Consider the following 18,790-nt stretch of genomic DNA (forward strand, 5'->3'; position numbering starts at 1 on the left):
CAGATGGATAGATTTCGGAAAGACGCCGCCGGGGCCCGCTCGCCCGGCAGCCCTTCCGGAATTGGATAAATGGAAGAGCTCCCTTCCCCGTTGGAAATCCGCGCCCTCCGCGGCGAGCGCAGCCGCGCCGAGTTCGCCGCCCTCGTCGGCGTGACCCCGCTCACCGTCTACCGCTGGGAGCTGCCGCCAGGCTCCCCGGAGCTGCGCCGCCCCCGCGGCAAGGTCCTCGCGCGGCTGCGCAGCCTGGTCGCGGCGGAGCTGCCGGCGCAGCCACCGCGTCCTCCCGACGCCACCCTCGATCCCGCCGACGAGGCGGCGCTGCTGCCGGCCTTGCGGGCCATCGACGAATGTCACCTCGACGGAGCGGAGACCGAGCTCGTGGCGCTGCTCAGCGGCGGCGCGCTCCGCGGCGACGCATCCCGGGCCCTCGCCTCGATCGCACTCGCCCGCCTCCACCTGCTCGCCCGCCACGACGCCCGCTCCGCCTTCGCCACCCTCCTCGGCGTCGGCGACGTCGCCCGCCTGCCCCGCCCCGTGCAGCTGCGCTTCCACGTGGTCTCGGCCCATCTCCACGCCCACGCCGACCTGCGCCTCTTCAGCCTCGGACGCACCAACCACCACGCTGCCCTGGCGGAAGCGCTCTTCGGCGCAGGCGACGAGGACGAGCGCTTCTTCCTCTGGTACGCGCAGCTCACCGCGGCGATCTCGGTCTACGAGCCGGCGATGGTGGCCCGCCTCGTGGAGCGGAGCGCGGAGATGCGCGCCCTCGCCACCACCCCGCTCAACCGCTGCCTCGCCCTGGAGGCTGCCTGCCTCTGCGAGCTCTCCTACGCCCGGGCCGGCGAGGCCTCGCGCTCCGTCGAGGCGTTCCGCGCGGCGAGCGTCGCCGCCGGTCTGCCCCTGCAGCAGCTCCGCGCCCTGGCCTGGGGCGGTGAGGTGGCGATCGAGGAGGCGGAGCCGCCGCCCCGGATCCTCGAGGCGCTCGAGCAGGCGGAGCGGATCCAGCAGCGACACCGCATCGCCGACGGCGTCCACTCGATGCACCTGCACCGCAACGAGGGCGAGGTGCTGATGCGGCTGGGGCGCCTCGGCGAAGCAGAAGCGGAGCTCCTCGAGGCGACGCGGATCGGCAGCTCGGTCGGCTTCACCCCTTTCCGGATCTACACCTCCCTCGCCAGGCTCTACGCCCAGCGCGGCAGGATCGAAGGGACGCGCCGCATCGCCGACGAGCTCCTCCGCTTCGAAGGCGTGCACATGGAGCATTCCCGCGCCTTCGGCAGGATCGCCCGCATCTTGTGCGACGTGCTCGAGGGCAAGGCCGAGCCCGGCTGGCCCGAAGCGGTGGTGGAGAACCTCGCGGCGATCCGCCGCGCCGGCGCCTGGGCGATCGCCTACCGCTACGTCGCCGTCCACGCTGCAGCGATCTGCACCAGCGCCGCGCCGCTGCAGGAAGCGGAGCGGATCCTCCAGCTCGCGGAGCGTGCCTTCGAGTCCTCCGCCTCCCTCACCGCCTCGGCGCTCTTCCGCCGCTATCGGGGGATCTTCCTCCTCCGCACCGGCCGCCACGGGGAGGCGCGCCAATCCCTCGAAGCGGCGCTGGCTACGTTCCAGGTCTCGGGCAACCTGCCGGAGGCGGCGCTGGTGCGGCGCGCCCTCGCAAACCTCGACCACCTCGAGGGCAGACCCGAGGCGGAAGGCCATCTGGCGGAGAGCGCCGCTGCGCTGGAAGCGCTGGGGATGGCGGTCCCGCCCCTGCTCGCCTCCGAGGCGCCACCGCCGGCAGCGGCGCAGACCGCCTCCCGCCTCCACGTGGACGACCTGGTGGTGCCGCTGCAGCGCCTCACCACGCGCGGCCTCGGTGCGTCGATCCTCCAGCGCGAGCTCGTCGACATCGCCACCGGCCTCCTCCCCGGCAGGAGCGTCGCGCTGGTCGAAGTCGACTCCGAGGGCGGCATCCTGCCGCTGGGCGGCGAGGTCGGCGGGCCTGCGGATCCGCGGCGCTGGTTCGACTTCAGCGACGGCGTCGGGCGCCGGCTGCGCCTCGGCGTCGGCGGCGCCCTCGCCCCGGAGGAGCGCGCCGCCCTCTCGAGCCTCGTTTCCACCGCGGCCCTCGCCTTCGAGGTGGCGGCGCTGCGCGGCTTCTCCCGGGAGCGCCCGCGGCAGGTCGCCTCCAGGGCGCCCGCCGAGGAGCACGTGCTGCCGGGCTTCATCGCGGCGTCCGAGCCGATGCGCCGGCTCAAAGCGGAGCTCGAGCGGCTCTCGGGATCACGCTCGACCATCATCATCACCGGCGAGTCGGGCACGGGGAAGGAGGTGGTCGCCCGGGCGATCCACGATCTCTCCCAGCGCGCCGCGCGCCCCTACGTCACCTTCAACAGCGCGGCGATCCCCCGCGAGCTCTTCGAGGGGCAGCTCTTCGGCTACCGCAAGGGCGCCTTCACCGGCGCCACCTCCGACAACCCCGGCGTGATCCGGGCCGCGGAGGGCGGCACCCTCTTCCTCGACGAGATCGGCGAGCTCCCCCTCGAGACCCAGCCGAAGCTGCTCCGCTTCCTGGAGAACGGCGAGATCTTTCCCCTGGGCGAGCGGAACCCGGCGCGGGTGGACGTGCGGGTGATCGCGGCGACCCACCGCGAACTGCTCGAGCTGGTACGCGAGGGCCGCTTCCGCGAGGACCTCTACTACCGACTGCAGGTGATCCCGGTGCACATCCCGCCGCTCCGGGAGCGCCGCGCGGACGTGGTGGCGCTGGCGCGCTTCTTCCTGCGCAAGCTCACACCGGAGGGCCGGGAGACGCCGGTCTTGAGCCCCGACGCGGAGCTGGCGCTGGTGGCCCACGGCTGGCCCGGCAACGTGCGGCAGCTGCGCAACGTGATCGAGCGATCGCTCGCCTTCGATCCACTGCCGCCGATCCTCACCGCCGAACACCTCCGGCTGTAGAAGATCAGCCCTGGGGTGCCCCGCTGCGCAGGTGTTCCATCGCCCGGCGGATCCGCTCGTCCGCCTCCTTCGCGATCGGCTCGAGGGCAGGGGCGCGCGCCGCCTGGAACATGAGATCGGGGCGGAGCATCGAGACCACCGCGCCGTCGTCCTCCTCCCAGACCACGACGTTGCAGGGCAGCAGCAGGCCGAGCCCCAGCTCCGCCTGCAGGCCGCGGTGGGCGAGCTGCGGATTGCAGGCGCCGAGGATCACGTAGTTGCGGAAGTTCTCGCCCAGCTTCTTCTGCAGCGTCTCCTGCACGTCGATCTCGGTGAGCACCCCGAACCCCTCGCGCTTCAGCGCCTCGATCGTGCGCTCGCGCAGCTTTGCGAAGGGCTCGCCGGGAAAGCGCAGGGTGTAGCCGTACGACGGTCCCACGCCCCGGGTGGACTCGGTGCTCGTCTCCATCTCACGCTCCTTCGCGCTGGCCGCGGAGCATGACGGTAGGTCCGGGGTGGACGAGCGGCGATCGCCCATCCGGGCCCGGGCCGCAACGCCCGAACGGATGGTGGCCCGGGAGCCCCCGGGCTTCCTACGTTCCGCGGCAAAAACCCGGAGGCGCCCGTGATCTTCCGCCAGCTCTTCGAGGAAGAGTCCTCGACCTACACCTACCTCTTCGGCTGCGAGGAGACCGGCACCGCCGTCCTCCTCGATCCGGTGATGGAGACCTTCGACCGCGACCTGGCGGCGGTGCGGGATCTGGGCTTGCGCCTCGCCTGCACCCTCGAGACCCACGTCCACGCCGACCACATCACCTCCGGCTGCAAGCTCCGCAGGGCCACCGGCAGCAGGATCGTCGTGCCGCCGGTGCAGGGGCTGGAATGCGCCGACCAGCTGATCGAGGAGGGCAAGCCGCTGCAGGTGGGCGGCCTCACCTTCCGGGCGATCTTCACCCCGGGCCACACCGACCACCACCACGCCTACCTGGTCGAATGGGGCGGCGTGCCCCGGGTCTTCACCGGCGACGCGCTCCTCATCGACGGCTGCGGGCGGACCGACTTCCAGAGCGGCGACGCCGAAACGCTCTGGCACTCGATCCACCAGAAGATCTTCACCCTGCCCGACGACACCCTCGTCTACCCGGCCCACGACTACCAGCACCGGCACGTCTCCACCGTGGCGCAGGAGCGGGAGCGGAACCCGCGCCTCGGCGGCAGCCGCACCCGGGAGGAGTTCGTGGGGATCATGGCCAACCTCGGCCTGCCCTACCCGAAGAAGATGGATCTCGCCGTGCCGGCCAACATGAAGTGCGGCGATTGTCCCGCCCACGTGGAGGAGGAGACCCACCAAATCGGCGGCAAGTCGGAGCAGGGGATCCCCGCGCCCGGGGCGCCGGCGGTCTGCTGACACCGACGCTTTACTTGCCCCCACGCCTGCGCCGATAGAAGGGGCCATGAGCCTCGTCATCGCCCAGGACCTCAGCCTCGCCTACGGCAGCAAGATCCTCCTCGAGGAGGACGGCTTCACCATCGGTCCGCAGGATCGGGTGGGGCTCGTCGGCGCCAACGGAACCGGCAAGTCGACGCTGCTGAAGATCCTGGCGGGCAAGCTGCAACCGGACGGGGGCAGCCTCGTCTTCCGCCGCCAGGCCCGGGTCGGCTACCTGCCCCAGGATCTCGCCGCGGCGCCGCAGGGCAACCTCCTCGAGGCGGTCCTCGCCGCGGTTCCCGGCCGCGAAAGCCTCGAAGCGCGCCTCGCGACCACCGAGGAGGCGCTGGCGCAGGCCAGCGAAGAGGCGGAGCAGCTCGAGCTCGCCGCCACCCTGGCGGAGCTCCACGAGGAGCTCGAGCATTTCGAGGAACACTACGGCCGCCACCGGGCCGAGCGGATCCTCGAAGGCCTCGGCTTCGACGCCTCCCGCTTCGATCAGCCCACCGCCTCGCTCTCCGGGGGCTGGCGGATGCGCGCCGCCCTCGCCGCGCTGCTCCTGCAGGATCCCGATCTGCTCCTCCTCGACGAGCCCACCAACCACCTCGACATCCCCACCCTCACCTGGTTCGACGGCTTCCTCCGCAGGAGCCGCAAGGCGATGGTGCTGATCAGCCACGACCGCGACTTCCTCGACCGGCAGATCGACCGCGTGCTCTCGCTGGAGATCGAGGGGCTGCGCAGCTACCCGGGCAACTACGAGCGCTACAAGGTGCAGCGGGCGGAGGAGGCGAAGCTCCTCGAGGCGCAGGCCGAGAACCTCGAGGCGAAGCGCGCCCACCTGCAGGCCTTCGTCGATCGCTTCCGCTACAAGGCCACCAAGGCGCGGCAGGCCCAGAGCCGGCTCAAGGCCCTCGAGAAGCTCGACACGGTGCAGCTCCTCGAGGAGCGGGCGACGATGCGCTTCCGCTTCCCCGAGGTGCAGCGCTCCGGCCGCGAGGTGGTGAAGTTCGAGGGCCTGCGCAAGGCCTTCGGCGACAACGTGGTCTACGACGGGGCGAGCGCCGCGATCGAGCGGGGCCAGCGGATCTCGATCGTCGCTCCCAACGGCGCCGGCAAGACCACGCTGCTCAAGATGCTCGCCGGCGAGCTGCAGCCCGACGGCGGCACGATCTCCTTCGGCCACAACGTGATCATGGGCTACTACGCCCAGCACCACGCCGACACCCTCGATCCCCGGGCGACGATCCTGGGCTTCGTGCGGGAGCTGGTGCCGCAGAAGGGCGAACGTGAGGTCCGCTCGATCCTGGGCGCGCTGATGTTCAGCGGCGACGACGTGGACAAGAAGATCGGCGTGCTCTCCGGCGGCGAGCGCGCGCGCGTCGCCCTCGCCAGGCTCCTCGTCCTCCCGAGCAACCTGCTCTTCATGGACGAGCCCACCAACCACCTCGATCTCGACAGCAGCGAGATGCTGATCGAGGCGCTGAAGGAGTACGAGGGGACGCTGGTCTTCGTCTCCCACAACCGGAGCTTCATCAACGGCCTCGCCACCCACGTCTGGGAGGTGAAGGATCGAGGTGTGCTGCCCCACATCGGCAACCTCGACGATTGGCTCGCCCACCAGGTGCCGCCGGAGCAGGAGGCTGCGCGGGCCACTCCCGAGGCGAAAACGTCGCTTGGCGAGAAGGAGCGCCGCAGGCTCGAGGCGGAGGAGCGGCAGCGGCGCAGCGCGGTGGAGGGGCCGATCAAGCGGGAGATCGAGGAGTGCGAGCGCCGGATCGCGGCGCTGGAGAAGACGATCGCGGAGCAGGCGGCGCAGCTCGCGGACCCGGCGCTCTACGAGGATTTCGCCAGGGCCAAGCCGCTCATGGACGCGCATCGCGACGCCAAGGAGGAGCTCGACGGGCTCTACGCCACCTGGGAAGAGGCCCAGGAGCGCCTTGCCGCGGTGCAGAGCTGAGCGCAGGTTGGCGGCGCATGCGGATGTGCTAGGGTCGTTGGATTATTTTTACCTCCGGAGAGGTAGCACCATGCGTTCGCACCTTCTGCGTCTCGTCTGCTCGTCCCTCGTCGTCGCCGGCTTCGCCGCCTGCGGTGAAGACGAGGAGAAGGAGCCCCCCTGCGACGCCGTCGCCGACACCGGCTGCGCGCCGGGGCTCACCTGCGAGTGGGCCACCGACGGCAGCACCCTCTGCGCGGCGCCGGTCGTGCTCCGCGGGCAGGTCGTCGATCTCGCCGACGAGAGCCCGGTCGAGGGCGCGCGGGTAGTGGCCCTCGACGTGAACGGCGCGCCGCTCGCCACCGTCGCGGTGACCGACGAGGACGGCAACTACGAGATGCCGGTGCCGCACGAGCGCCAGCGCGACGGATCGCCGGTGGGGGTCGCGCTCACCCTGCGCGTCGACGCCTCCGGCTTCCAGACCTTTCCCTCGGGCATCCGGCAGGCGCTGCCGATCGACACCACGGCAGCAGCGGACGACGAGGGCAAGCTCGTGGTCGAGAGCGCCCTCACCGAGGTGGGCCTGATCGAGCTGCCGGACGCCGTCGGCCTCGGCTCACTCTCCGGCACGGTGTCGCTCCCCGAGCGCCGGCCCGGCGTGCTGGTCGTCGCCGAGCGCAACGGCGTCGGCGTGAGCGGCATCGCGGATCGCGACGGCAGCTACCGGATCTTCAACCTGCCTGCGGCCGACTACGAGGTCACCGGCTACACCCGCGGCGTGAGCTTCGAGGCCCGCACCGCCACGGTGGCGGAAGGCGCCGACACCGTGCTCGACCTGGCGCGCTCCGAAGCGGCGACGGCGCGGCTCTCGGGCAAGGTCTCGATCGTCAACCCGGGTGACGGCAACGCCACCTCGATCATCCTGGTCCTCGAGTCGCTCTTCGACGAGGCCACCCTGCGCGGCGAATCGCCCCCGGGGCTGCGCGCGCCGAATCCGGGCCTCGCCCCGGACGTCACCGGCGCCTTCTCGATCGACGGGATCCCCGCTGGCCGCTACGTCGTCCTCGCCGGCTTCGAGAACGATCGGCTCGTCCGCGATCCCGACACCTCGATCGGCGGCACCGCGATCGTCCGCCAGGAGCTCGGCGCCGGCGCCGACGTGGCCCTGCCCGAGTCCTTCAAGATCACCGGCGCCCTCGCCTTCCTCCCCCCGCTGGGCTTCGAGCCCGTCGGCGTCACCGCGGCGCCGACGATCTCCTGGGAGGACGATTCGTCGGAGGATGCCTACGAGGTGCGGGTCTTCGACGCGCTCGGCGACGAGGTCTGGACCCACACCGAGCCCGGCCACAGCGGCTCGACGCCTGCCGTCACCTACGGCGGGCCCCTCGATCCGGGCATGTACTACCAGGTGAAGGTCCGCTCGCTGAAGGACGACCGCGGCACCATGGTGCCGATCTCGCAGACCGAGGACCTCGCCGGCGTCTTCTTCGCCGAGTGATCCACGCCTGCGGGCGGGGATGGCCCCGCCCGCAGGCGTGCGAGAGCGCTACGGGCACGCCCCGAGCCCTTCCGCGCCGATGGCGGGGAAGCTCGGCCCGTTGGGCACGTCGATCGACGGATGGTCGAAGGGCGCCCGCTTCTTCTCCACCCGGCAATCGGTGAGCGGATCGCCGAGGAAGTCGACCAGGGCCTCCTGCTCCTCGGCGGTGAGGCCGAGGGGGCGGATCGCTGCCGGCTGGAAGTTTCCGCCCCGGTTGTAGAAGGCCACCACCTCGGCAAGCGTCGATGCGCTGCCGTTGTGGAAGTAGGGCGCCGTCAGCTCCGCGTTGCGCAGGGTGGGCGTCTTGAACGAGCCCATGTCGAAGATCGATCCGCTATCCGAGAGCGGCGCGCCGTTGGGTCCGACGCCGCCGCGCCCCGGGTCGAAGTTCGCCGGCATCGGCACGAAGGGGAAGGGCGCGGTCACGCCGATGTTGTGGAAGCCGAGGTCGTTGCCCACGAAGGGCGCGAGCTTGCTCCCCCCGTTGGCGAAGACCGCGCCGACCGTCGCATCGGAGAGCTCGGGGCCCGCGTGGCACACCGTGCAGGGCAGCTGCCGCTGCACGGCGGGCCCCGCCTCGCCCTTGAAGATCGCGAGGCCGAGCTGCTGCCGCTCGGTGAGCGCGCTGGCGTTGCCGGCGAGGAAGCGATCGAGGGGCGTGTCGTCGGGAATGAGCGTCGCCTCGTAGGCCTGGATCGCCTGGCCCCAGATCCGGCTGAACTGGCTCTGCGCCTTCTCCGCCATCCTGCCGCCGAAGGCGTGGACGATGAGCTGCCGGTAGGTGCACGGCCCCTTCGAGCAATCGAGCCCGTTGTCCGGATAGGCCGAGAACCGCCCCAGCACGCTGTCCTCGGGGTGGACCTGCTGCGAACCGAGGATCGGCGCGTCGAGCAGCTTGCTGGCGAGGCTGTTCGGACCGTTGAAGAGGCGGCCCGCGCAGGACATCTCCGTGGGGTTGAGCGGCGGGCCCACCGACTGCGACGCGAGGCTCGAGTTGCCGATCAGCTCCCCGAGGTGCTCGCCGGCGTTGTCGGTGCCGCCGAAGGGATCGGCGCCGTTGAACTGGTCGCTCGCCCTGCCGTCCCAGAAGTTCACCCGGTAGTAGACCGCGCCGATCGCCGTCGGCGTGTTCCGGTCGGTGACCTGCCGGTTTCCGAAGAAGGGCGCCTGCTCGTTGGGCGTGCACATGTCCACCGGGCTGTTCTTGCTGGAGGCGACGAAGGTTCCGCCGATCACCCCCTGCGAGCCGACCCGATCGTCGCTGGTGCCGGCGATGTTCGAGCCGTCGAAGAGCTGCCCGGCCGCGGTGACGCCGCCGCTGTCGAAGGCACCGTCCGCGCCCGGATGGAGCGTGTTCATCCGCCGGTCGTCGGTGCCGGCGTGGTAGTGGCAGCTCGCGCAGGCGACGGCGCCGTCGCTGCCCACCTGCACGTCCCAGAAGAACGCCTTGCCGAGCGCGATGGCCGCTTCCTGGTTGATGATGTCGCCCCCAATCGGCCGGGGCACCCGGATCGTGGAGAGGGGCACCAGCGCCAACGTCCCCTCGAGTCGCGTATCCTCCGCGGGTGCCTCGGCGTCGGTCCCTGGCGAAGGCGGCGGCGGCTCCGCCGGCTTGCCGCCATTCTCCCTGCCGCGGCCGAGGCCGTTGTCCCCCAGGATGCCTGGATCCGTTCCGTCGTCCGGCGCCGGTGTCTCCGTGCCGCAGGCAGCCTGCGCCATGGCGACCACCAGCGTCGCCGCGAGCAGCGCCCGGTTGATTCCATCCCCCCTCATCTGGCTTCCTCCCCTCCCCCTTCGCGCGGGCAACGCCCGCCTGAGCAAAAAGCGCTCATGAGAAGGAAGGGGCCGCCCGGCAGCTCCTGCAACTGCGGTCGAAGGGCTACCTCACGTGGCGGACCGCTGCGGCGCACCTGCCAAGGGCGGCTCGAAAGGCTCGTCGGCGCAGGGGGTGCTCCGGATCGCCCCCTGCGCCCGGGGATCACGTCGGCCGGACGATCCTGCCGTCGATGAGCCGGGCGAAGCGCCCCTCCTCCGCGCCGTGCACCGGATCGCTTCTGCCCCACGGCCAGCCGCCGAAGCCGGTCTGCCGGTAGGCGGCGATGGTCTCGCGGATCTCCTCCTGCGAGTTCATGACGAAGGGGCCGTATTTCACCACGGGCTCGCCGATGGGCCTGCCCTGGAGCAGCAGCAGCTCCGCGCCGCTCGCCCCGCTCTGCAGCGTCACCGCCCGCTCGCCGAGCAGATCGACGCTGTGCTGCGCGGCGACCGCGCGCCCCGCCACCTGCAGCCCCTCGCCCCGGAAGAAGTAGAGGCGCCGGTTGGTGCCGGGTCTCGCAGCAGGCAGCGTCCAGCGCGCCCCGGGGCTCATCCGGATCGACCAGATCGCCACGTCGGCCTCCGCACGCGCAGCCCAGGAATCGGGCGGCGGCTGCGGCGCGCGGCGATCGCCCAACTGCCCGGCGACCACGGTGATCTCGGTGCTGCCCCCGCCCGCATCCTCGGCGACGATCCGCGGCACCTCGTCGCTCCAGAACATGGAGAAATGGGGCTGCGCCATCTTGCTGGCCCGGGGCAGGTTGACCCAGATCTGGAAGAAGTCGACGGGATTGGGCGCCGTCCGATCGAGGAGCGGAAACATCTCCGCGTGGTTGATCCCCGCGCCGGCGGTGAGCCACTGCACGTCGCCGTCGCCGTAGCGGGCGCCGGCGCCGAGGGAGTCGGCGTGGTCGATGAGCCCCTTGCGCACGACGGTCACCGTCTCGAAGCCGCGGTGCGGGTGGCGTGGGAAACCGGGCACCACCTCGCCGTGGTACATGCTCCAGCCGTCCTTGCCCCCGAAGTCGCGGCCGATCTCCCTGCCCGCCAGCGAAGCCGCCGGGCCGAATTGCTCGTTGCCCGCGGGGTAGGCGTCGTCGTGGTGGACGCAGAAGAGGAAGGGGTCGAGGGTCTTCCAGGGCGGCGTCCCCAGGGGCTCCGAGCCGAGGAAGGCATCGGCCTGTGCCTCCGCCGACGGCTCCTCCACCCCGCTCTTGCAGGCTGCCGCCACCGTGGCGCCAGCAGCCACCATCAACTTCAATGCTTCTCTGCGGTTCATCCGTGCAACCTCGCCGAATGGGATCGATCCCGAACCTACCCGATGTACGAGCGGGCGCCGGGTTTCCATCCCGGCGTCAGCGCATCCGTGCCTGCAGGAACGCCACGAAGGCCTTCACCTTCGCCGCGAGGTGCCGGGTGCTCGGATAGAGGGCGTGGATCGGCGTCTCCTCCGAAGTCCACGCAGGGAGGAGCCGCTCGAGCTTCCCCTCGCGCAGCGCGCCCGTGCAGCCGAGCTCCGGCACGAGGGCGATGCCCCCACCCGCGATCGCCGCCTCGCGGATTAGGTCGTAGTCGTTCGCCGCCAACTTCCCCTCGACCTTCACCTCGGCGCTGCGCTCGCCGGAGGCGAGGCGCCAGACCGCGTGCTGCGAGCCGAAGGTGAGGCAGGTGTGGCCCGCCAGGTCCTCGGGCTTGCGCGGTCGCGCTCGGCCCTTCAAGTAGGAGCGGCTCGCCACCAGGAAGCGGGGCGAGTGGCCGAGCTTGCGGGCGATGAGCGAGGTGTCGGGGAGGCGGCCGGCACGGATGGCCACGTCGAATCCCTCCTCCACCAGATCCACGACGCGGTCGGTGCAGACCATCTCCACCTGCACCTCGGGGTAGTGCCCGAGAAACGCGGCGACGATCGGCCCGACGAAGCCGAAGGAGAGGGGCGCGGTGACGCGGAGCAGGCCGCGGGGTTCGGCGCGCATCCCGCCCAAGGCGAGCTCCGCCTCCTCCAGCTCCGCCAGCGCCCGCTGGCCATGCTCGTAGAAGATCCGCCCCTCGTCGGTGAGGTGCAGGGTGCGGGTGGTGCGCTGCAGGAGCCGCGCGCCCAGGCTCGCCTCGAGCTCCGCGACCTTCCGGCTCACGCTCGACTTCTGCATCTCGAGCTCGCGGGCAGCGGCGGTGAAGCTACCGGAGCGGACGACCTGGACGAAGACCGCTACCTCTTTCAGATCCACGTCGGCTCCTTTGTTGCCAGTTTCAGCAACAATCTGTTGCGGTCAGGCTATCTAGTGCCAGAACTGCAACAAACCTACCTTCGGTTGTATCGACGCGGCAACGAGGCCGCCAACCGAAGGAGCAGCGAGATGGCAAAAGAGACCTGGCAGATCGACACCACCCACACCACGATCGGCTTCACCGTCCGCCACATGGTGGTCGCGAAGGTGCACGGCCGCTTCACCCGCTTCGCCGGCAGCGTGGAGCTCGGGGCAGACGGCGGGCCCCTCTCCGCCGAGGCGGTGATCGAGGCGGCGAGCATCGACACGCAGGTCGGCGCCCGCGACGATCACCTCCGCTCCGCGGACTTCTTCGATGCGGCGAGCCACCCGGAGCTGCGCTTCCGCAGCAGCGCGATCGAGAAGGCAGGCAGCGATCGCTACCGCATCGCCGGCACCCTCGCGATCCGCGGCGTGGAGCGCGACGTCGTCCTCGAGGCCGAGTACCTCGGACGGATGAAGGACCCCTTCGGAACCGACCGGATCGCCTTCAGCGCCCACACCTCGATCGATCGCCGCGACTTCGGGCTCACCTGGAACAAGGCGGTGGAGGCTGGCGGCGTGCTGGTCGGCGACCGGATCGAGATCGCGCTCGAGGTGCAGGCCGTGCAGGCTGCTGCTGCGGACGCTGCCTGAAATCTGCCGCCGGGGACGGGTGTCGCGCCGGCCCCACCGCGGCCATTTTGCTCCGAGAGGAGAGAGAGGCGAGACGCGATGCGGACCATTCGACGGGCAGGCGAGCGGGGCCACGCCAACCACGGCTGGCTCGACTCCCGCCACACCTTCTCGTTTGCGAACTACTACGATCCCGCGCACATGGGCTTCCGGGCGCTGCGGGTGATCAACGAGGACCGCGTCGCTGCGCGGCAGGGCTTCGGCGCCCATCCCCACCGGGACATGGAGATCCTCACCTGGGTCCTCGCCGGTCGGATCGAGCACCGGGACAGCATGGGGACGGTGGGCGTGCTCCGTGCCGGCGAGATGCAGCGGATGAGCGCGGGGACCGGCGTCGTGCACAGCGAGATGAACGGCGGCGACGAACCCCTCCACTTGCTGCAGATCTGGATCCTTCCCGAGCGCAGCGGCATCGCGCCGAGCTACGAACAGAAGGCCTTCCCGGAGGAGGAGCGCCGGGGACGCTTCCGGCTCCTCGTCTCGCCGGAGGGTGCGGAGGGCTCGCTGCGGGTCCACCAGGACGTGCGGCTCTACGGCACCGCCCTCGATGCAGGCGAGAGCGTGCGCCATGGCCTCGCGCCGGGCAGGCACGGCTGGCTGCAAATCGCCAGGGGCGAGGTGACCCTCGACGGCGTCGAGCTGGAAGCTGGCGACGGCGTCGCGATCTCGGACGAGAGCGAGCTGCGCATAACCGCGAGCGAGCCGGCGGAGGTGCTGCTCTTCGACCTCGCCTGATCCACGGCCCGGGGGCCTGCCCTCTTGGGGCGGCGGGTTCCCCCGCGCCGGGGCGCTACCTACGCTGGCCGCATCATGCACAGCGACGCGTCCGAGAGGGCAGGCGAGGAGCCGGGGCTTCCCAATCCCGAGCGCCGCTCGCTCCTCACTGCCATCACGCTGGGGATCGCAGGGCTCACCGCCGCGGCGGTGGGCATCCCCTTCGTCGCCTTCTTCCTCTCGCCGTTCCGGCAGCGGCCGCAGGTCGCGTGGCGTCCCGTCGGCAGGCTCGACGACTTTCCCCGCGGCGAGACGGTGAAGGTCACCTTCCTCGATCCGGATCCCCGGCCATGGGCAGGCGCCAGCGCTGCGAGCGCGGCCTGGCTGCGCCACGACACGGACGGATCCCTCGTCGCCTTCTCCGCCTTCTGCACCCACGTCGGCTGCCCGGTCCGCTGGATCGCGGGCGCCGGCCTCTTCCTCTGCCCCTGCCACGGCGGGGCCTTCGATCGGAACGGCGACGTCGCAGCAGGCCCGCCCCCGCGTCCGCTCGACCGCTACGAGGTCCGGGTCCGGCAGGGACTGGTCGAGCTCCGCGCCGAGGGCCTCCCCCTCCCGGGGAAGGTCGGATGAATCCCTTCCGCGCGCTCTGGGCCTGGTTCTACGACCGCTTCCGGCTGCCGGTCTTCCACCGCTTCATCCAGGAGCATCGGGTCCCGAAGGCGCTCGCCGGCAGGAAGGGCTGGTTCTACATCCTCGGCAACGCGACGCTTGCCGCCTTCCTCGTGCAGGTCGTGACCGGCATCGCGCTCACCAGCAAATACGTCGCGACCCCGGCCCACGCCTACGAGAGCCTCCAGCACATCACCGACGTCGCAACCCTCGGCTGGCTGATCCGGGCGCTCCACTATTTCGGCGCCTCGGCGATGGTGATCCTCATCGTCCTGCACGCCTGCCGCACCTTCCTCACCGGCTCGTACAAATTCCCCCGCGAAGCGAGCTGGATGACCGGTGTCGTCCTGCTCTTCCTCACCTCCCTCCTCGCCTTCAGCGGCCAGCTCCTCCGCTGGAACCAGGACGGCGTCTGGGCGGTGGTGGTGGCTGCACAATTCGCCTCGCGGGTGCCGCTCGTCGGCGCCGAGCTCGCCGAGTTCGTCCTCGCCGGCCAGGGGGTGGGCGGCCCGACCTTGAGCCGCTTCTACTCGCTCCACACCATCGTGCTGCCGGTCCTCGTGGTGGCGGTCGTCTCGTTCCACCTCTACCTGGTGATCGAGAACGGGATCTCGGAGCCGCCGGAGAGCGGCAAGCCCGTCGACAAGCGCACCTACCGCGCGCAGTACGAGAAGCTCAAAGAGCACGGCGCCGACTATTTCCCGGACACGGTGTGGCGCGAGGCGATCGCGGCCCTCGTGGTGGTGGCGGTGATCTTCGCCCTCGCCTTCACCTTCGGCCCGAAGACGCTGGGAGCGCCGCCCGATCCCACCACCCTCTCGGCGCGGCCCCGGCCCGACTGGTTCCTCATCTGGTATTACGCCGTGCTCTGGCTCAAGCCCCGCGGCGCAGAGACCCTGGTGATGGTCTACCTGCCGCTGGGCACGCTCTTCTTCCTTTTCGTGATGCCGATCCTCTTCGGCAAGGGGGAGCGGAGCCCGCTGCGGCGGCCGTGGGCGATCCCGATCGTCGTCGGGATCCTCGCCTCCTTCGCCTCGCTGATCTGGCTCGGGCTGCGGGCGCCCTGGGAGCCCGACTACGAGACCAAGCCGATCCCGACCGCGGTGATCGGCGCGGCGGAGGGGCCGGTCTACGAGGGCGCCCTGCTCTTCCACGAGCGCGGCTGCCAGATCTGCCACCGGGTCCTCGACCACGGCGGCGCCTACGGGCCGGACCTCACCAACGTCACCACCCGCCTCTCGCCGGAGGAGGTGGCGGTGCGCACGGTGATGGGCTTCGGCGACATGCCGGCCTACCGCGACGCGATCACCGACGCGGAGCTCGGAACGATCGTTGCGTTTCTGAAGGCGATCGAGGGCCGCAAGCAGGCCGCCGGTGCGAGCACCACGATCATCGGCGGACCGGGCGGCGAGCAGTGAAGCGGAGCCTCGCGATCGCGCTCCTGCTGCAGGGCTGCGGCGGCGCCATGTCCGCCCTCGAGCCGGCGGGCCCCTACGCCGCACGCCTCGAGTCGCTGTGGTGGTTCTTCTTCTGGATCACGATCGTCCCGGCGGCGGTGGTGATCGGCTTCGCCCTCTACGCCGTCCGCAGCGCCAGGCCCGATCGCCCTGCCGCTGCGGATGGCCGCTTCCTCGCCATCGGCACGGTGCTCCCCCTCGTGGTGATCACCGTGATGTTCGTGCGCTCGATGGCGGTGAGCAACGAGGTGAAGGGGGTGCCTTCGACCCCTGCCGATCTTCGGATCGAGGTGATCGGCCACCAGTTCTGGTTCGAGGTCCGCTACCCCGACCACCGGGTGGTGACGGCCACCGAGGTCCACGTGCCGGTGGGAAGCGAGGTCGAGCTCCGCGTCACCTCCGCCGACGTGATCCACTCCTTCTGGATCCCGCAGGCGCAAGGAAAGATCGACATGATCCCCGGGCACCGGAACGCCATCCGGCTCCGGGTGGACGAGCCCGGCACCTACCGCGGGATCTGCACCGAGTTCTGCGGCGTGCAGCACGCGCTGATGGGGCTCCTCCTCGTGGCCCATCCCGCCGAGGCGTTCGACGCCTGGATCCTCGCGCAGCAGCGTGACACGAGCGCCGACGCCACCTCGCCAGGTGCCCGCCACTTCGAGCGCTGGTGCGTCGAGTGCCACGCGATCCGCGGCGCCTTCCCAGCCGGCGCCACCGGTTCGCCCGGTCCCGATCTCACCCACCTCGCCACCAGGCGCACCCTCGGCTCCGCCACCCTCGCAAACAACCGCGGCAACCTCGGCGGCTGGATCCTCGATCCGCAGCCGCTCAAGCCCGGCGTGCGCATGCCCGCATCGCCGCTCTCCCCGGCAGAGCTCCACGAGCTCCTCGACTACCTGGAGAGCCTGCGATGACCACCGCGGAGCTCGACAGGCTCTGGGGCCAGCCGAAGGGGCTCCTGGGCTTCCTCTCCGGCGTGAACCACAAGGTGGTGGGCAAGCGGTTCATGGTGACCGCGTTCGTCTTCTTCCTGATCGCGGGGCTCGAGGCGCTCTTCATCCGCGCGCAGCTCTTCTCGCCGCTGGGCGACGTGCTCTCGCCGGATCGCTACAACCAATTCTTCACGATGCACGGCTCGACGATGATGTTCCTCTTCGCCGTGCCCTTCTTCGAAGGCCTCGCGATCTACGTGACCCCGCTGATGATCGGGACGCGGGACATGGCCTTCCCGCGGCTCAACGCCTTCGGCTACTGGGTCTACCTGGTGGCGGGGATCACCCTGCACTTCAGCCTGATCTTCGGGATGGCGCCGGACGCAGGCTGGTTCTCCTACCCGCCGCTCTCCGGTCCCGGCTTCTCGCCGGGCCCCAACCTCGATTGGTGGGTGACGATGATCGCCTTCCTCGAGGTGGCGGCGCTGGTGGCGGCGGTGGAGCTCATCGTCACCATCTGCAAGCAGCGCGTCCCCGGCATGGCGGCCCACCGGATGCCCCTCTTCGTATGGGCGATCCTGGTGATGGCCTTCATGATCGTCTTCGCGATGCCGCCGCTGGTGGTAGCGAGCCTCTTCCTCGGCACCGATCGCTTCCTCGGCACCCACTTCTTCGCCGCTGCCGGTGGCGGAAAGCCCCTGCTCTTCCAGCACCTCTTCTGGTTCTTCGGCCACCCCGACGTCTACATCATCCTCCTGCCCGCGCTGGGCGTGATCTCCACCCTCCTCCCCACCGCGGTGCGCCGGCCGATCGTCGGCTACGGCGCGGTGGTCCTCGCCGGGGTGGCGGTGGGCTTCCTCTCCTTCGGCCTCTGGGTCCACCACATGTACGCGGCGGGGCTGCCGCTGGTCGGCACCAACCTCTTCTCCGCTGCGAGCCTGCTCATCACCATCCCCAACACGGTGCAGATCTTCGCCTGGATCGCCACCATCTGGCGGGGCCAGCGCGCCGTGCTCCACAGCTGGTTCCTCTACGCGGTGGGCTTCCTCGTCACCTTCATCCTCGGCGGGATCACCGGGATGATGGTCGCTTCGGTGCCCTTCGATCTGCAGGTGCACGACACCCATTTCGTGGTGGCCCACTTCCACTACGTGCTCATCGGCGGCGCGGTCTTTCCGATCTTCGCGGCGATCCACTTCTGGTTCCCGAAGGTCACCGGGCGCCTGCTCCACGAGGGCCGCGCGAAGGTGGCCTTCGCCCTGGTTTTCGTCGGCTTCCACCTCACCTTCTTCCCGCTCCACATCCTCGGCCTCGAGGGGATGCCGCGGCGGATCTACACCTACCTGCCGGAGATGGGCTGGGAGGGGCTGAACCGGCTCTCCACGATCGGCGCCTTCGTGCTCGGCCTGGGTGTGCTCGTCCACCTCCTCGACTTCGTCTGGTGCTGGTTTCTCGGCAGGAAGGCGCCGCCCAATCCGTGGGGCGCCTCGACGCTGGAGTGGGCCACCGCCTCGCCGCCGCCACAGCACAACTTCACCGAGCAGATCCCCGTGCGCAGCCGCGATCCGCTCTGGGAGCCGGCGCCGGAGCCGGCGATCGTCCCCGATCGCCCCGGCGAGTGGGAGCGCATGGTGGTGACGACCACCGTGCTCGACGCACGGGAGGAGGCCCTGGCCTCGCTCCCCTTCAACTCGGTCTGGCCCTTCTGGCTGGCGATGGCCTTGAGCCTCGCCTTCCTCGGCGCCATGGTCCACCCGCTGCTCGTGCCGGTGGGGCTCGCCCTCGGCGGCGTGGCCCTCGCCGGCTGGCATTGGCCGCGGAAGGAGAAGAGGCCGTGAGACCGCGCAACGTGGCCCACCTGCCCCGCAGCCTCGCCGGCCCCGGCTCCTCCGCCTGGATCGGCATGCTTCTCTTCGTGGCGATCGAGGCCACCGCCTACGGCTCGCTGATCACCTCCTATTTCTATCTGCAGCTCGGCGCCGAGCGCTGGCCGCCCGACGGGATCGCGCAGCCGGCGCTCCTCCTGCCCACCCTCTCCACCGCGCTTCTGGTGGCGAGCGCCGTTCCGGTGCGCTGGGCGGAGCTGGGGATCCGCCGCGGGGACGAACGCCGCCTGCGGATCGGTCTCGCCCTGGGGCTGCTCCTCGCCTCGGGCTATCCGGTGATCGCGGGGATCGAGGCGTCGCAGCGCAGCTACTCCCTCGCTGCGAATGCCTACGCCTCCATCGTCTGGGTGGCCTCGAGCTACAGCCTCCTCCACGTGGTGGGACTCCTCGGCCTCGGCGGCTACGTCATCGCCCTCGCCTTCCGCCGCGATCTGCACGCGGAGAAGCACACCGCCCTCGGTGTGGTGGCGCTCTACTGGTATTTCGCCGCGCTCGCCTCCATCCCCCTCTGGGCGACGCTCTACCTCGCGCCCCGCGCCCTCGGAGCCTGA

The 18,790-nt window shown here is 70.8% G+C and carries 15 protein-coding genes; 11 read left to right on the top strand and 4 right to left on the bottom strand.

Translation table 11 applies throughout. The features are described from left to right. The first annotated feature begins 90 nt into the window (after window positions 1–90). Window positions 91–2,940, top strand: coding sequence for a sigma 54-interacting transcriptional regulator (locus ACESMR_RS13035; protein WP_373047514.1), 2,850 nt, complete (start codon window positions 91–93; stop codon window positions 2,938–2,940). 4 nt (window positions 2,941–2,944) lie between these two features. Here ACESMR_RS13035 and ACESMR_RS13040 read toward each other — a convergent pair whose 3' ends face one another. Then, window positions 2,945–3,388, bottom strand: a complete 444-nt coding sequence (locus ACESMR_RS13040; protein ID WP_373047515.1) for a DUF302 domain-containing protein — start codon at window positions 3,386–3,388, stop codon at window positions 2,945–2,947. A 156-nt stretch (window positions 3,389–3,544) separates the two neighbouring features. Between ACESMR_RS13040 and ACESMR_RS13045 the strand changes: the two genes are divergently transcribed. From ACESMR_RS13045 to ACESMR_RS13055, 3 genes are all read left to right on the top strand, one after another. Further along, window positions 3,545–4,327: an MBL fold metallo-hydrolase gene (locus ACESMR_RS13045; protein WP_373047516.1), complete on the top strand. Its 783-nt coding sequence runs from the start codon at window positions 3,545–3,547 to the stop codon at window positions 4,325–4,327. Window positions 4,328–4,373: 46 nt separating this feature from the next. Further along, complete coding sequence (locus tag ACESMR_RS13050; RefSeq protein ID WP_373047517.1) at window positions 4,374–6,308, top strand: ABC-F family ATP-binding cassette domain-containing protein; 1,935 nt, start codon at window positions 4,374–4,376, stop codon at window positions 6,306–6,308. A 70-nt stretch (window positions 6,309–6,378) separates the two neighbouring features. After that, window positions 6,379–7,785, top strand: coding sequence for a carboxypeptidase-like regulatory domain-containing protein (locus ACESMR_RS13055; protein ID WP_373047518.1), 1,407 nt, complete (start codon window positions 6,379–6,381; stop codon window positions 7,783–7,785). A gap of 48 nt (window positions 7,786–7,833) precedes the next feature. On the opposite strand, the gene ACESMR_RS13060 is transcribed toward ACESMR_RS13055, so the two are convergent. The 3 genes from ACESMR_RS13060 to ACESMR_RS13070 all read right to left on the bottom strand — a co-directional run bounded on the left by ACESMR_RS13060 (window position 7,834) and on the right by ACESMR_RS13070 (window position 11,864). Continuing rightward, entirely contained in the window at window positions 7,834–9,600 is a 1,767-nt protein-coding gene (locus ACESMR_RS13060) for a cytochrome-c peroxidase (protein ID WP_373047519.1), read from the bottom strand. 205 nt (window positions 9,601–9,805) lie between these two features. Beyond that, entirely contained in the window at window positions 9,806–10,921 is a 1,116-nt protein-coding gene (locus tag ACESMR_RS13065) for a pirin family protein (protein ID WP_373047520.1), read from the bottom strand. A gap of 76 nt (window positions 10,922–10,997) precedes the next feature. After that, window positions 10,998–11,864 (bottom strand): LysR family transcriptional regulator, encoded by an 867-nt coding sequence (locus ACESMR_RS13070; RefSeq protein WP_373047521.1) that lies wholly within the window; start codon window positions 11,862–11,864, stop codon window positions 10,998–11,000. 129 nt (window positions 11,865–11,993) lie between these two features. Between ACESMR_RS13070 and ACESMR_RS13075 the strand changes: the two genes are divergently transcribed. The 7 genes from ACESMR_RS13075 to ACESMR_RS13105 all read left to right on the top strand — a co-directional run bounded on the left by ACESMR_RS13075 (window position 11,994) and on the right by ACESMR_RS13105 (window position 18,790). Then, window positions 11,994–12,539 (top strand): YceI family protein, encoded by a 546-nt coding sequence (locus ACESMR_RS13075; RefSeq protein ID WP_373047522.1) that lies wholly within the window; start codon window positions 11,994–11,996, stop codon window positions 12,537–12,539. A 78-nt stretch (window positions 12,540–12,617) separates the two neighbouring features. Beyond that, window positions 12,618–13,313: a pirin family protein gene (locus tag ACESMR_RS13080; RefSeq protein ID WP_373047523.1), complete on the top strand. Its 696-nt coding sequence runs from the start codon at window positions 12,618–12,620 to the stop codon at window positions 13,311–13,313. A 75-nt stretch (window positions 13,314–13,388) separates the two neighbouring features. Beyond that, window positions 13,389–13,925 carry a ubiquinol-cytochrome c reductase iron-sulfur subunit gene (locus tag ACESMR_RS13085; protein ID WP_373047524.1) on the top strand — a complete coding sequence of 179 codons (537 nt, stop codon included), beginning with the start codon at window positions 13,389–13,391 and terminating at the stop codon, window positions 13,923–13,925. Then, window positions 13,922–15,382: a cytochrome b N-terminal domain-containing protein gene (locus ACESMR_RS13090; RefSeq protein ID WP_373047525.1), complete on the top strand. Its 1,461-nt coding sequence runs from the start codon at window positions 13,922–13,924 to the stop codon at window positions 15,380–15,382. The genes ACESMR_RS13085 and ACESMR_RS13090 overlap by 4 nt, the downstream gene beginning before the upstream one ends. Next, entirely contained in the window at window positions 15,379–16,335 is a 957-nt protein-coding gene (coxB, locus tag ACESMR_RS13095) for a cytochrome c oxidase subunit II (protein ID WP_373047526.1), read from the top strand. The genes ACESMR_RS13090 and coxB overlap by 4 nt, the downstream gene beginning before the upstream one ends. Next, the gene (gene ctaD / locus ACESMR_RS13100) at window positions 16,332–18,191 is read left to right on the top strand and encodes a cytochrome c oxidase subunit I (protein ID WP_373047527.1); all 1,860 of its coding nucleotides are present in this window, start codon (window positions 16,332–16,334) and stop codon (window positions 18,189–18,191) included. Before coxB ends, ctaD begins: the two co-directional genes overlap by 4 nt. Further along, window positions 18,188–18,790, top strand: a complete 603-nt coding sequence (locus ACESMR_RS13105) for a heme-copper oxidase subunit III (protein ID WP_373047528.1) — start codon at window positions 18,188–18,190, stop codon at window positions 18,788–18,790. Before ctaD ends, ACESMR_RS13105 begins: the two co-directional genes overlap by 4 nt.

The sequence above is a fragment of the Vulgatibacter sp. genome, from assembly GCF_041687135.1.
GTDB lineage: Bacteria > Myxococcota > Myxococcia > Myxococcales > Vulgatibacteraceae > JAWLCN01.

Coding starts and splice junctions, on each gene's coding strand:
- ACESMR_RS13085 (WP_373047524.1), top strand. CDS start 13,389: ATGCACAGCGACGCGTCCGAGAGGGCAGGCGAGGAGCCGGGGCTTCCC.
- ACESMR_RS13040 (WP_373047515.1), bottom strand. CDS start 3,388: ATGGAGACGAGCACCGAGTCCACCCGGGGCGTGGGACCGTCGTACGGC.
- ACESMR_RS13080 (WP_373047523.1), top strand. CDS start 12,618: ATGCGGACCATTCGACGGGCAGGCGAGCGGGGCCACGCCAACCACGGC.
- ACESMR_RS13055 (WP_373047518.1), top strand. CDS start 6,379: ATGCGTTCGCACCTTCTGCGTCTCGTCTGCTCGTCCCTCGTCGTCGCC.
- ACESMR_RS13050 (WP_373047517.1), top strand. CDS start 4,374: ATGAGCCTCGTCATCGCCCAGGACCTCAGCCTCGCCTACGGCAGCAAG.
- ACESMR_RS13075 (WP_373047522.1), top strand. CDS start 11,994: ATGGCAAAAGAGACCTGGCAGATCGACACCACCCACACCACGATCGGC.
- ACESMR_RS13090 (WP_373047525.1), top strand. CDS start 13,922: ATGAATCCCTTCCGCGCGCTCTGGGCCTGGTTCTACGACCGCTTCCGG.
- ctaD (WP_373047527.1), top strand. CDS start 16,332: ATGACCACCGCGGAGCTCGACAGGCTCTGGGGCCAGCCGAAGGGGCTC.
- ACESMR_RS13065 (WP_373047520.1), bottom strand. CDS start 10,921: ATGAACCGCAGAGAAGCATTGAAGTTGATGGTGGCTGCTGGCGCCACG.
- ACESMR_RS13060 (WP_373047519.1), bottom strand. CDS start 9,600: ATGAGGGGGGATGGAATCAACCGGGCGCTGCTCGCGGCGACGCTGGTG.